The organism is Massilia antarctica (assembly GCF_015689335.1).
In the GTDB taxonomy this organism is placed as follows: Bacteria; Pseudomonadota; Gammaproteobacteria; order Burkholderiales; family Burkholderiaceae_D; genus Telluria_A; species Telluria_A antarctica.
The window spans coordinates 7,113,725-7,126,510 of record NZ_CP065053.1; the positions used below are offsets into that span (position 1 = coordinate 7,113,725).

A 12,786-nucleotide genomic window follows, 5' to 3' on the forward strand; every position below is an offset into this window, starting at 1 on the left:
TGTCCCGCGCCCAACAAATTGTGCGCCGCGCTACGCGACGCGCTACGCGACGCGCCGGCGGCCCTGACGGGACGCCCTGACGGGACGCCCTGACGGGGCGCCCGTACGGGACGCCCTCACTGGGCGCTGACCGGGCGTCCGCCGACGGCGTCGGTGAGCGCCTGCTGCAGCGCCGAGACTTCGTCCTGGGCAAACGCGAGCAGCGCGTCCTTGTCGTTGCTGCGCTGATAAACCTGCTTGATCAGGGCGACCCCGCGCAGGCGCAGCAGCGGCGGTACATTGCGCCGCAGCACGCTTTTGCGCAGGCTGTCGGCCAGCGCGCGCGCCTCGCGCTCGCAGCGCTGGTCGTTCAATTCTTGCAACTGGGACAGCTTGTGGGCGAGGCTGTCGCCCGTGTCGGCCGCGTCGAGGATGCCGCTGCGCCGCACGGCGGCCGGCTGCGCGCCCTCGGCCAGCCAGCGCGCCTCAACGCCGTGCCCCTGCCGCGCCGGGGGCATCTTGCTGTCCTGGGGGTGCCCATCGTCGCTGCTGGGCACCTGCTCGCGCAAGTTGACCAGCTTTTGCTGCAGGCGCCGCGCGGCGTCCAGGTCGCCCTGCTCGCTCAGGGTCGAGGCCAGCCGGGTCTGGCTGGTGATGGTGTCGGGATGGTCGGCCCCGAGGCAGCGCTCGCGGCTTTTGGCCAGCAGTTCGAGCATCCCGCGCACCCCGCCCAGGTCGCTCTGGGCCGCCATAATCTCGGCCAGCAGCTCGCGCGCCTGCATGGTGGACGGATGGTCGGGCCCGGCGTGGCGTTCGCGCGCCGCCGCCACGCTTTCCTGCAGCTTGCGCGCATTGCCCAGGTCGCCCAATTCCAGCAGCAGGGCCGCCAGTTGCTGGGCGCAGCGCAGACTATCCTCGTGCTCGCCGCCGAGCAGGCGCTCTCTTCCTTCCAGCACTCTTTCGTAGACCATGCGCGCGCGGCTGAATTCGCCATGGCGGGCCAGGGTCTGGGCTTGCCCCGCCAGGCGGTCGAGGGTATGCACGTGGCCGCAGCCGAGCACCCGCTCGCTGGCTTCGATGAGCTGTTCGTGCAGGGCCAGCGCGCGCGCGAACTCGCCGGCCTGGGCCAGGGTGGCGGCCAGCGCGGCGCGCGCGGCCAGGGTGTCGGGATGGTCGGTCCCGAGCAGGCGCGCGCAATCGTCGACCAGCAACTCCTGCAACAGGCGCGCCTCGGCCAGGCGGCCCTGCTGGCGCAGCAGCACCGCCAGCAGGGCCCGGCTGGCGCGGGTGTCTGTATGCTCGTCGCCGAGCAGTCTCTGGCGCAGGCTGGTACATTCTTCGAAGCAGGCGAGGGCTTCGTCGACCCTTCCCAGGTCGCGGTACAGCAGGCCGAGCTGGTGCAAGTCGAGCGCCAGCGGCAGCGACAGCGCCGTGGCCGCGCCGTGGCCGAGGCGCTCGCGGGCCGCGCCGATGGCGGCGCACAGGCGCACCTCGGCATGCGATTGCCAGGGAAAATAATTGCCGGTCATCCAGTCGAGCAGGGTGGCGAAGGTGCGCTCCAGCGAAAAGCGGTCGCCATCGCGGTCGGCGGCGCACGCGAGCGGCTCGGCGCCGGCCACGGCATGGATTTGCTGCAACTGGATTTCATCGAAATAGCTGTCGAGCGACATCCGCGCCAGGCCGTAGCACTGGCGCAGCAACTGCTCGATCACGCTCTGGTAGCCGGCCAGGGCGCGCTGCGGGTCGCCGCGGCGCCACTGCAGGCGGCGCTGGACGTCGGCGCTGTCGATCGCGGCCGGCAGCGGATAGACCAGCAGCGGGCGCTGTTCATCCTCGTGGCTGCAGCGGTAATCGATGGCGCGCGTGACCACCCCGGACAGCCCGTCCAGGCTGCGCTGGTCTGGTGTGAACACGGCCACCAGGCGGCGCGGCAGCAAGGTAGTGCAGATGCTGACGGCGGCCGAGCGCCCGCTGCGCGCGTCCACCAGCACGTGGGCGAAGCGCTGCGCCATGAATTCGCCGAAACAGCGGAACAGGGCCGGACAGGCATCGAACAAGCCATCCCAGTCGAACTGGTCGGCGCGTTCGCCGTAACTGTCGTCGAAGCGGCCGGCGCGCATCAGGTACAGGGGACGGCTGTGGTCGACCCGCTCGACGAACGGTTCCCAGTCGACCGCCTCGAGCACCTGGCGCGCCAGCGCCGCATCGTCGCGCGCCGCCGGGCCGCGCCCAAGCAGGCGCAGGTGATCGCGGCAAGCCTGGAAATATTCCAGCAGGCCGGGCCGTTCAGCGGAGCGCCCGAAGGTATGGTGCAGGCCGGGCGCGGCGGTATCGAAATCGATCATCAGCACCGGCACGGTCGCATTCTGGCGCCCGGACAGCAGCACCGCCATGGAGGACAAGGCCATGCTGCGCGCCGCGCCGCTCTCGAACGCGTAGAACGTCGTCACCTCGCCTGCGCTGGCCAGGGGTGGCAGGGTAATGCGTTTGATTTCCATGTTGCTCCTCTTATTTTTTCGGAAAAGTCAGATCCGGCAGATCGCGCCACACGGGTGGGACATCGGGAAGCACGAATTGGTTGCAATCATGGCCGACAGGGGTGTATTTTTTTTGGTATTCATATTGCATGACAATCCTGCTCACGATTTTCTTGATATCGGGCAGGAACTCGGGATGCGATTTCAAGTCGCCCGTCGCCATCGTGAAACGCGAAAAATCGACGTAAAAGCTGGAACCAGCGATCTGGGGCGGCAGACAGTCCGGGTGCAGGGTCATGATCACCGGAATAATCAAGTGGCTGGGCATGGTGTACCAGCGGCTTCGCTCGGCCTCGATCGCCTTCATGGCGGCGAACTCGCGCCGCGTGTAGCCGTGCGCCTCGTACTTGGGCGTGTAGATCAGGATCATGGTCACGCTCTCGCACAGCGCGCGCGCGATGCGGCGGTCGATATCGTCGCCGCCGCCGAGCTGTTCCGTATCAATGAAGAGCTCCTCTTCATTGTCAAAATACGGTTCCAGATAGCAGCGGATGGCATCCGACAGGGCAATCTTGAACGTGTGCATCAGTCCGTCGCGGCGGCCGTGGGCGTAACTAAAGAAACAGCCATAACGGATTGCCATGTCAGCCTCCCTCTCCGGTGGTCCCACTGATGCGCTCGCGCTGTCGACTTTAACAAGCGCGACAGAGCTGGCCTTGCGCGGGCGCAAACGGCCGGGCGGCCCGCCCTCCCCTTTCCCGCCTGCGCGGAAATTAAGGCATAATCAAAAATCAAACGGTCGTACTATTTTTTAACAACACTCATCGGAGACACCAATGAAAGCCGTGGTTTGCAAAGCGTGGGGGCTGCCCGACAGCCTGGTAGTGGAACAAGTGGCGGCCCCGGTGGCCGGACCGGGCCAGGTGCTGCTGGACGTCAAGGCGGCCGGGGTCAACTTCCCGGACGTGCTGATCATCCAGGGCAAGTACCAGTTCAAGCCCGAACTGCCATTCACCCCCGGCAGCGAACTGTCGGGCGTGGTCGGCGCGCTGGGCGAGGGTGTCACCAACGTCAAGCTGGGCGACCGGGTGATCGCGTTTACCGCCCAGGGCGCGTTCGCGCAGCAGATCGTGGTGCCGGCCCAGGCTGTCATGCCTATGCCGCCCGGCATGGATTTCGACACCGCCGCCGCCATCACCCTCACCTACGGCACCTCGCACCACGCGGTGGTCGACCGCGCCGCGCTCAAGGCAGGCGAAACCATGCTGGTACTGGGCGCGGCCGGCGGGGTCGGCCTGGCGGCCATTGAAATCGGCAAGGCGCTGGGCGCGCGCGTGATCGCGGCGGCGTCGAGCGACGAAAAACTGGCGGTGTGCCGCGAGCACGGCGCCGATGCCACCATCAATTACAGTACGGAAGATTTGCGCGAAGCGATCAAGGCCGCCACCGACGGCAAGGGGCCGGACGTGATCTACGATCCGGTCGGCGGCATCTACGCCGAACCGGCCTTCCGTTCGATCGGCTGGCGCGGGCGCTACCTGGTGGTCGGTTTTGCCAACGGCGAGATCCCCAAGCTGCCGCTCAACCTGACCCTGCTCAAGGGCGCCTCCTTGATGGGTGTGTTCTGGGGCGAGTTCGCCAAGCGCGAACCGAAGGCCAACCTGGCGGCCATGCGCGAACTGATGGGATGGCTGGCCGAAGGCAAGATCCGGCCGCGCATTTCAGGCCGCTACACCTTGGAACAGACGGCCCAGGCCCTCAACGACATGGCCGCGCGCAAGGTCACCGGCAAGGTGGTGATCGTGCCGGACGCGTAAGGTCCGGCACGGCGGCGGCGCTGCGCCGCCACTGACCGCTCGAATGAACGGACGCTTCACACCTTCGGGGCGAAGGCGGCGTTCAGTACCGACTGGTCGAAGCCGTTGCCGGCATTGCCGCTGGCGGCGTAGCGGTACAGGGTCGCCGCATAAATGCCCGACAGCGCGTTATGGGTCAGCAAGATTACAATGCCGCCGAGCACGCCGAAGGCCACCGCGACACCGGCCAGCAAGGTGCTGCCCACGGTGATGCCGAGGCCGACTCCGGACAGGGTGACCAGCACCACCAGGAACATCAGCATGCCGAAGAACAAGCTCATGCCCGACTGGCCAACCACGTTCTCGCCCCAGGTCTGCTTGAGCAGGGCGGCGCTTTGCTTGATCGATTCGATCGGCCCGGTATCGCGCGCCACCAGCACCGGCACCACCAGGAAGGTGGCCACGGTCCAGCCCACGCCGATCAGGCCGACGATGAAGCGGCCGACGAAACCCAGGCGTTCCTGGATCGCGCGCAGGATGACGCCGACGGTGGCGGCAATGACTGCATAACCGAGAATCGTGCCGAAGCGGCTGTTAGCGATGCGCATGCCATCACCCAGGGTCGGCGCGCCGCCGTCCATGCGGATCAGGGTGGCGCCGACCAGGGCGGCATTAAAGTAGAACATCACGCAGTACTGGCTGACATAGAACAGGAAAGCGAGCCCATACCAGGCGCCCTCGCTCGCCCCGATGCCGTCGAAGGAACCGAGGCCGAATGCCGGCAGCATGAAGGCCAGCACTACCGCCAGCGACGCCGCGCCGGAAATCAGGGGGAACATCAGAAGGTGGCTGTCCTGGCGCAGGACCACGGCACTGGCTTTGACAAGGTCGAAACTGCGCGTAAATCGTTCGAACATGGGTTGAACTCCTTTGAGGGGTGCGATGCAGGAAAATATTTCCGATGCACATTGCCGCACAAAGTAGCACAAATTATGTGGTCAATCGATCAATCAATGATTTTTCGCACTTTTTGTTGATGACGTCCAACAATCGCAGCCGGCCGTCATCGCTTGACGGCCTCGGGCGACAGCGCTACTTGGCCTGCTGGGCGATCCAGGCATTGATCTTGGTTTCCAGCAGCGCCAGCGGCAAGGTGCCGTCGGCCAGTACCGCATCGTGGAACTTGGCCAGGCTGAACTTGTCGCCCAGCGCCGACTGCGCGCGCTGGCGCAGCTCCATGATTTTCAGCGCCCCCACCTTGTAGCCCAGCGCCTGGCCCGGCCACGCCATGTAGCGTTCGGTCGCGTTGCGCGCATCTTCCTCGGTACTGCCGGCTTCATCGACCAGGAAGCGCATGGTTTGCTCGCGCGTCCAGCCCTGGGCGTGCAGGCCGGTGTCGACCACCAGCCGGGCCGCGCGCATCATGTCGAGCATCAGGTGGCCGGCGTAGGCGTTCGGGTCTTCGTACAGGCCCATTTCCTTGCCCAGCGATTCGGCGTACAGGGCCCAGCCTTCGACATACGCATTGTTGCCGCCGAACTTGCGGAACTTTGGAATCGGCAATTCCTGCTGCTTGGACAGCTGGAAATGGTGGCCCGGCTGGCCTTCGTGCAGGAACAGCGAGGTCATGCGCGTGCTGGCGTACTTGGCCGGATCGGGAATCACGGCCCAGAAAATGCCCGGACGCGAGCCATCCCCCGCCGCGGCCGTGTAATGGTCGGACGCGGTATCGCGCGACAGGGCCGGTTCGGCGCGGATTTCCAGCGGCGCCTTGGGCAGGGTCGCAAACAGGCGCGGCAGCATCGGCAGGATGCGCGCGTTCAGCGCCCGATAAGCCTGCAGCACCTCTTCCTCGGTCTTGAACGGCCGGTACTTGGGTTGCTGCGTCAGCCAGCGCGGCAAGCCGGCCGGCGTACCCGTATAACCGAGCTTGGGCGCCAGCTTGGTGAATTCGGCATTGATGCGGGTCATCTCGGCCAGCCCGATGCGGTGGATTTCCTCGGGCGAGAGCGCGCTCGTGGTTTGCGCCGCCACCCAGGCGCGGTACCAGTTGCCGCCGTCCGGCAGGCTGCCCCAGCCGGCCGTGTCGCGCGCGGCCGGCAGGTATTCGGTCTCCAGGAAGGCGGCCAGCTTGCGCAAGGATGGCAGCACCTGCACCCGCACCGCTTCGCGGTAGGCGCCCGTCATGCGCGCCTTTTCGCCCTTGCTGAACGATGCCGGCAGCGCGCGCGCGGGCGCCGAAAAGGCGCTCGTGTCGACCGTGGCGGCGGCCAGCGCCTTGATCTGCGGCAGCAGCGCCTGCACCAGTGCCTTGGGCTGCACCACGCCCTGTTTGATGCCGGCGCGCATGTTGGCAATCGCGACATCGGTCCACTGCGGCAGCGCCGTGATGCGCTTGAGGTAAGCCTGGTAGTTGGCCACCGTGACCAGCGGCTGCGAGCCGTCGCCGGCACCGAAATTGGCCAGCAGCACGGGCAGGCTGTCCATGTGGCTCATCGGCAGCAGGTAATCCTTGAACGACTCGAAGCGCAGCAGGTTGCTGACTTCGAAAGCGAGCACGTCGTAGGTGGTCAGGTCGAGCGGCGTGAGTTTGCTGCGGTCGATCCGGGCCAGCGCGTCGCGCACCTCATGCAGCATGGCGAACTGGCGCGCGCGCACGGACGGCAAGATGTTCATCGGCAGCAAATTGTCGAAACGGTTGTCGCCCGAGACGGTGGCGTTGATCGGCTCGTAGCGCGCCTGCTCCTCGTAATAGCGTTCGGCCAGCCCGGCCAGCTGCACGGCTGGCGCCGCGACCGCTGTCTTGGCCGGATCGGCGGCGCCGGCCGCCAGCGGCTCGGCGGCATGCAGCGGCGGCGCCGTCACCACGGAGGCGCCCAGCAAGGCGGAAAGTAGTAGCGAGCGCAGCACGGTCATGGCTTAGTCCTGAGGTTCTTGAAGCGGTTTGAAAAAGGCGATCACGTCTTCCTGCAGGCGGGTGCGCTTAAACGATGGCAAGCTTTGCCAGACCCGCTTGCCGTACGACTTGGAAATGAGGCGCGGGTCGCAGATCATCAGCACGCCGCGGTCGGTCTCGTCGCGGATCAGGCGCCCCGCTCCCTGCTTGAGGTTGATGATGGCCTCGGGCAGGGTGTGGTGCATGAAGCCGTTCAAGCCCTGCTTTTCCATCACATCGATGCGCGCGGCCAGCACCGGGTCGTCGGGCGGCGCGAAGGGCAGCTTGTCGATGATGACCAGGGATAGCGCATCGCCGCGCACGTCCACCCCTTCCCAGAAACTTTGCGAGCCGACCAGCACGCCGTTGCCGGCATTGCGGAAGGAATCGAGCAATTCCGTGCGGCCGCGCTCGCCCTGGACGAACAGGGGAAAGTCCAGCCCGCGCTTGGCGAATTCGTCGCGCAAACGCTCGGACACCTGCTTGACCGCGCGGATCGTGGTGCACAGGAAAAAGGTACGCCCGCCCGCCGCTTCGATCACCGGCAGCGCGCTATCGATGACGGCATCGGTGTAGCCGAAGGAATTCGGTTCCGGCAGCCCATTCGGCACGTACAGCAAGCCCTGCTGCTCGTAATTGAACGGACTCGGCCAGGTCTTGGCCGGCTCGCCGGTGAGACCCATCTGGTTCGAGAAATGTTTAAAATCGTTCTTGACCGCCAGGGTGGCCGAGGTAAAGATCCAGCTGCGCGGCGTGCCTTCGCGCTGATTATTGAAGATCGGCGCGATCGACAGCGGCGTCTTGTGCAGTTGCAGGGACGAGGAAAAGGCTTCCACCCACAGCACCGCCTGGTCGCCTTCGACCACTTTCCCCTTGCCATCCTGCTTCCAGGCGTCCAGCGCGGCGGCCAGCTCGACCGCGCGCACGCGCACCTGCTCGATGGTTTCGGCGCGCGCCGCCTGGTCTTCCAGCACGTCGATCATCTCGGCCAGCTTTTCCTTGAGCGTGTTGAGGGCCGGGAAAAACTCGGACGAGGGCATGATCTGCGCCAAGGACAGGCGCATGATGTCTTGCGGGAAGGTCAGGCGCAGGTCGCGCGCGGCCTTTTCGACCACGGTCACCACCTTGGCCCAGTCCGGGCCGCCGCGCGCGTGCGCCAGGCCCTCGGCCAGCACGTCGCGGCACAGTTCCAGGATTTGCGAGGTCGAGACGGTCTGGCCGAAGAACAGGGTGGCGGTGTCGGGCAACTGGTGCGCTTCGTCGAAGATGATGGTATTGGCCGACGGCAGCAGCTCGGCCACGCCGGTATCTTTCAGCGCCACGTCGGCGAAGAACAGGTGGTGGTTGACCACCACCACGTCGGCCTGCTGGGCTTCGCGGCGCGCCTTCATCACGAAACAATCCTGGTAATACTGGCACTCGGCGCCCATGCAGGTGTCGCGCGTGGAGGTGACCAGGTTCCAGATCAGGGCGTTTTCGGGCACCTTGGCCAGCTCGGCCTTGTCGCCGGAGGTCGTCATCTTGATGAAGCGCGAGATTTCGCGCAGGTTGCCGACATCCTCGCGCGAGGTCATGCGCCCGTTCTGCAGGGTGCGTTCCAAGTGGTAGTGGCAGACGTAGTTCGAGCGGCCCTTGAGCAAGGCCACCGAGACCGGCGCCTTGAGCGCGGCGCGCACGGTCGGAATGTCGCGCAGGAACAACTGATCCTGCAAGTTCTTGGTGCCGGTCGAAATGATGGTCTTGCCGCCCCATAGCAGCGCCGGGACCAGGTAGGCGAAGGTTTTTCCGGTGCCGGTGCCGGCCTCGGCGATCAGGGTGCTCTGGTCGGCGATGGCCTGGGCGATCGACTTGGCCATCTCGGTTTGCGAGCGGCGCGGGCTGAAACTGCCGACCGAGGGCGCGAGCGGGCCGCCCGCGCTGAACAGGCGGTCGACTTCGGCATCATGCTTGCCGGCCGGTGCGGTGTCGGCGCCTTCGGCGGCCTCAGGGAGCGCTTGTGGGAGCACGGCAGGGAGCGCGTCGCGTGGCGCCCCGGGCGCAAGTAGTTGGTCGGTCAAGGTGGCATTTCAGTAAAGCGAAGACGGATCAGGCCGGGACATCAGGCACCAATTGCATTTTCAACAGGGTAATATGGTCTTTCAGTTGCAATTTGCGCTTTTTAAGGCGGCGCAGCTGCAACTGGTCGTGGTGCCCGTCCAGGGTCAACATGTCTATGACCGCATCCAGGTCGCGATGTTCCACATCGAGTTCGATCAGGCGGCGCTGGATAGTGTGGGCATCGTTCATGTGTGGCATTCCAGACAAGTTCATTTCAAAAATTTCATCAACTGCTGCCCAAAAACGCATACAATCGGAAACAATTTTTGTCGCACAGAAAATTACCTCCGCTTGCAACAAGGAGGCGACTCAGTGCATAGTTTAATCTACGGCGCCGTTGCAGCCAACACTATCGCATACGACAGCCGAGAGAGTCGTATGGTAACGCAGCCAGGACTTTTACCCCAAGCATATGAATGTATACAAGATCGAGGCCGGGACCGCGCAGCATATCGGTAACCGGCCAGAACAGACCGACCGCACCGCCTTGTTCACGGGGGCACGCGCGCCGGGCTTCATGATGGCGGTGCTGGCCGACGGCGTGACCGGCGGCGCCACCGCGTCCGACCAGGTGCTGCTGACGGCCAAGCAGCAGTTCGACAATTTCAAGCCGGGCGACGATCCCAGCATCGAGCGCCTGCAAGGGCTGTTGCGCGACATCGTGCTCGAAACCCATACGGTGCTCAAGCTCAATGCGCTGACCAGCAAGACCGAGTCGCATTCCACCTTCGTCGGACTGGTGATCACGCCCAAGGGCACGGCGGTGTGGGCGCACGTGGGCGATTCGCGCCTGTACCGCTTCACCCGGGCCGAGTGCGCGGTGCGCACCAGCGACCTGTCCTACATCGAGCATCTGGTCGGCACCGACAAGCTGCCGCTGGAAGCGGCCAAGAATCACCGCCATTCCAAGCTGCTGGTCAATGTGCTGGGCAACAGCCGCAAGGAGCCATTCGTGGCAGTCGGCCACCACGAACACCTGGCGGCGGGCGACACCTTTTTGCTGGCCTCGGACGGGCTGTGGCACTTCTTCACGGACAACGAGCTGGGCGCCGTGACGAACAAGAACACGCCGCGCCAGGCGTCCGAACTGCTGATCAACAAGGCGGTGGAACGGGCCCAGGGCAAGGGCGGCAATTGCACCATGGCGATCGTGAAACTGGTCAAGCCGCCCAAGGAAGTGCCGAATTACACGGTTGAACGGATGCGCCGGGCGGTATAAAGCGTTGCGCTAGCTCGTCGTTCCCGCTAGCCCGTCGTTCCCGCTAGCCCGTCGTTCCCGCGAAGGCGGGAACCCAAGTTCGCAGCTCCGCGGCTGCCCAATAAAATTGGGGGAACGCATGCGTTCCCGCCTCTCCAGGAACTAGTCTTTGCCGCTAATTTGAGCAGCTTTGCGACTACAAACCTCGAAACCGTCGCTCCCGCGCAGGCGGAAACGCATGCGTTTCCCCCATAGCACCGTCGATATACGAATGTGCTATGGATTCCCGCCTGCGCGGGAAGTCATTTCTGCCAATGGCAGGAATGACGGAGCTTAGGTTAGCGCCATTTGGAAGCGCCCTCGCACTTTGCACAGTTCCAAGAGATTTGAGGAGTTTCATAGAAACTGGAACCTGCGCGAGAACGACGTAGTCGTGGCGGCTACGCCGACGAACTATTTCGAGATCTTGACTTCCTTCGGCTTGGCCGCATCCTCGGCATCTTTCGCCGCCTTCTCCGCCTTCTTCGCGCTGGCCGCTTTCTTCTCTTCGACCTTGCGCTGGCGCTTCTCCGAATCGATGCGCTTCTGCGCGAACGCCTGCGCATTGGCCGCGCGTTCCGGCACGGCCTCCTTTTCTTCCTGTGCGATGCGCGCCAGCTTGGCCGCCTGCGCCGCCTGGCGCGCTTCCAGGGTCGGCTTCTTCGACGGCGCCTTCACCTTGGGCGGCGCCGCCACCGGCAGCGGCGTCGGATTGGCCGCCAGGCGCGCTTCTTCCGCTTCCGCCGCGCGAACCGATTCGGCCACCGCCACGTCGCGCGCATCGGCCGAGGCCTTGCGCTTGAAATGCTTGGCCTCGTCCTCGACCGCGTTCAGGTAGGACAGGGTCACGCGCCGGTATTCGCGCGCTTCGTCCAGGCAGTCGTTGACGAAGAAACGCTCATAGCAGGTCACCTCGCTGTTGGCGTAGCGCGCTTCGGCGGCCGCGCGCTGGCTGCGCACCTGCTCCAGTTTGAGTTCGGCCTGCTCCACCGACACCGTGGCCGGCACCGCCGGCACCACGGAAGTCGGCAGCAAGCTGTTGGAACAGGCGCCCAGGCCGGCCGCCAGCAGCGCCAGCGCGCCGGCGCGGATCAGGGGTAAAGCGAGCTTCTTCATGGTCTTTGTCCTGTGGGCTGTCACGCGAGGGAGTCGGCGGCGCCGCGGCGCTCCGCATCCATATACTCGCGCGACTGCATTTCAATAATACGCGAGACGGTGCGGTGAAATTCGTTCGACAGCGTCCCTTGCGTGTACAGCTCTTCCGGCGGCACGGCGGCCGACATCAGCAGTTTAACCTTGTGGTCGTAAAAGACATCAATCAGCCACGTAAACCGGCGCGCTTCGGACGACTGCGCGGCCGACATGGCCGGAATCCCCGACAGCACCACGGTGTGAAAGCGGCTGGCGATCTCCAGATAATCGTTCTGCGACCTCGGACCTCCGCACAAGGTGGCGAAATCGAACCAGATGATACCGCCCGCATGGCGCAGCGCGCGGATTTCGCGCTCCTCGATGCGGATGCGCGGGTCTTCGTCGGCCGTCTCGGCGATGCGTGCATAAGCCGTGCGCAGCGCCTGGTCGGAGGCCGCATTGAGCGGCGTGTAGTAGCTCTCCACCTGTTCCAGCGCACGCTTGCGGTAATCGATGCCGGCATCGACATTGAGCACATCGAGCTTGTCCTTGAGCAGGGCGATGGTCGGCAGCATGCGGTCGCGGTGCAGGCCGTCCGGGTACAGCAGGTCGGGATCGTAGTTCGACGTCATGATGAACGACACGCCGTTGTTGAACAGGGCGGTGAGCAAATTATACAAAATCATGGCGTCGGCGATATCCGAGACGTGGAATTCGTCGAAGCAGATCAGGCGGTACTTTTTGGCGATGCGGCGCGCCACATCGTCGAGCGGATCGGCCACGCCCTTGAGCTCATCGAGCTCGCGGTGCACGCCGCGCATGAATTCGTGGAAGTGCAGGCGCGTCTTGCGCACCACCGGCACCACCGAGTAAAAACTGTCCATCAAAAATGACTTGCCGCGCCCTACCCCGCCCCACAGGTAAACCCCGCGCGGCACGTCCGGGCGGTTGATCAGGCGCTTGAAGGTGGACGAACGCTGCGAGCGGAATTCGACCCACTCCTCATAGGCGCGCTGCAGACGGTCGACCGCGCGCTGCTGTTGCGCGTCCGAGGTAAAGCCGCGTTGGGATAAGGCGTGCTGGTAGAACTCTTGGACATTCATCAGGGGAGGCAATGCAGAGAGCCGGGCGGGC

At 64.9% G+C, this 12,786-nt stretch carries 10 protein-coding genes; 2 read left to right on the plus strand and 8 right to left on the minus strand.

What is annotated here, in order from left to right:
- Window positions 1-116: 116 nt before the first annotated feature.
- Window positions 117-2,477, minus strand: a complete 2,361-nt coding sequence (locus IV454_RS31270) for a tetratricopeptide repeat protein (protein ID WP_206089459.1) — start codon at window positions 2,475-2,477, stop codon at window positions 117-119.
- Window positions 2,478-2,487: 10 nt separating this feature from the next.
- Complete coding sequence (locus IV454_RS31275; RefSeq protein ID WP_229521954.1) at window positions 2,488-3,186, minus strand: toll/interleukin-1 receptor domain-containing protein; 699 nt, start codon at window positions 3,184-3,186, stop codon at window positions 2,488-2,490.
- 106 nt (window positions 3,187-3,292) lie between these two features.
- Here IV454_RS31275 and IV454_RS31280 point away from each other — a divergent pair, with 106 nt between their 5' ends.
- Complete coding sequence (locus tag IV454_RS31280) at window positions 3,293-4,273, plus strand: NADPH:quinone oxidoreductase family protein (protein ID WP_206089460.1); 981 nt, start codon at window positions 3,293-3,295, stop codon at window positions 4,271-4,273.
- 56 nt (window positions 4,274-4,329) lie between these two features.
- On the opposite strand, the gene IV454_RS31285 is transcribed toward IV454_RS31280, so the two are convergent.
- From IV454_RS31285 to IV454_RS31300, 4 genes are all read right to left on the minus strand, one after another.
- Entirely contained in the window at window positions 4,330-5,169 is an 840-nt protein-coding gene (locus tag IV454_RS31285) for a DUF6159 family protein (RefSeq protein ID WP_206089461.1), read from the minus strand.
- Between the two features lie 175 nt (window positions 5,170-5,344).
- A complete protein-coding gene (locus IV454_RS31290) occupies window positions 5,345-7,168 on the minus strand; it encodes a DUF885 domain-containing protein (RefSeq protein ID WP_206089462.1) in 1,824 nt (607 codons plus the stop codon).
- A gap of 3 nt (window positions 7,169-7,171) precedes the next feature.
- Complete coding sequence (gene yoaA / locus IV454_RS31295; RefSeq protein ID WP_229522383.1) at window positions 7,172-9,193, minus strand: DNA repair helicase YoaA; 2,022 nt, start codon at window positions 9,191-9,193, stop codon at window positions 7,172-7,174.
- Between the two features lie 79 nt (window positions 9,194-9,272).
- Entirely contained in the window at window positions 9,273-9,473 is a 201-nt protein-coding gene (locus tag IV454_RS31300) for a YdcH family protein (protein WP_054263786.1), read from the minus strand.
- A 223-nt stretch (window positions 9,474-9,696) separates the two neighbouring features.
- Between IV454_RS31300 and IV454_RS31305 the strand changes: the two genes are divergently transcribed.
- Window positions 9,697-10,503 carry a PP2C family protein-serine/threonine phosphatase gene (locus tag IV454_RS31305; RefSeq protein ID WP_206089464.1) on the plus strand — a complete coding sequence of 269 codons (807 nt, stop codon included), beginning with the start codon at window positions 9,697-9,699 and terminating at the stop codon, window positions 10,501-10,503.
- Window positions 10,504-10,935: 432 nt separating this feature from the next.
- Here the strand turns inward: IV454_RS31305 and IV454_RS31310 are convergent, their stop codons facing one another.
- Together IV454_RS31310 and zapE are read right to left on the minus strand one after the other, a co-directional pair.
- A complete protein-coding gene (locus IV454_RS31310) occupies window positions 10,936-11,637 on the minus strand; it encodes a hypothetical protein (RefSeq protein ID WP_206089465.1) in 702 nt (233 codons plus the stop codon).
- Between the two features lie 20 nt (window positions 11,638-11,657).
- A complete protein-coding gene (gene zapE / locus IV454_RS31315) occupies window positions 11,658-12,755 on the minus strand; it encodes a cell division protein ZapE (RefSeq protein WP_206089466.1) in 1,098 nt (365 codons plus the stop codon).
- Window positions 12,756-12,786 lie beyond the last annotated feature (31 nt).

Excerpts from the sequence above, each read along its gene's own strand:
- IV454_RS31270 (WP_206089459.1), bottom strand. The coding sequence starts at position 2,477 with ATGGAAATCAAACGCATTACCCTGCCACCCCTGGCCAGCGCAGGCGAG.
- IV454_RS31280 (WP_206089460.1), top strand. The coding sequence starts at position 3,293 with ATGAAAGCCGTGGTTTGCAAAGCGTGGGGGCTGCCCGACAGCCTGGTA.
- IV454_RS31285 (WP_206089461.1), bottom strand. The coding sequence starts at position 5,169 with ATGTTCGAACGATTTACGCGCAGTTTCGACCTTGTCAAAGCCAGTGCC.
- IV454_RS31290 (WP_206089462.1), bottom strand. The coding sequence starts at position 7,168 with ATGACCGTGCTGCGCTCGCTACTACTTTCCGCCTTGCTGGGCGCCTCC.
- IV454_RS31300 (WP_054263786.1), bottom strand. The coding sequence starts at position 9,473 with ATGAACGATGCCCACACTATCCAGCGCCGCCTGATCGAACTCGATGTG.
- IV454_RS31305 (WP_206089464.1), top strand. The coding sequence starts at position 9,697 with ATGAATGTATACAAGATCGAGGCCGGGACCGCGCAGCATATCGGTAAC.
- IV454_RS31310 (WP_206089465.1), bottom strand. The coding sequence starts at position 11,637 with ATGAAGAAGCTCGCTTTACCCCTGATCCGCGCCGGCGCGCTGGCGCTG.
- zapE (WP_206089466.1), bottom strand. The coding sequence starts at position 12,755 with ATGAATGTCCAAGAGTTCTACCAGCACGCCTTATCCCAACGCGGCTTT.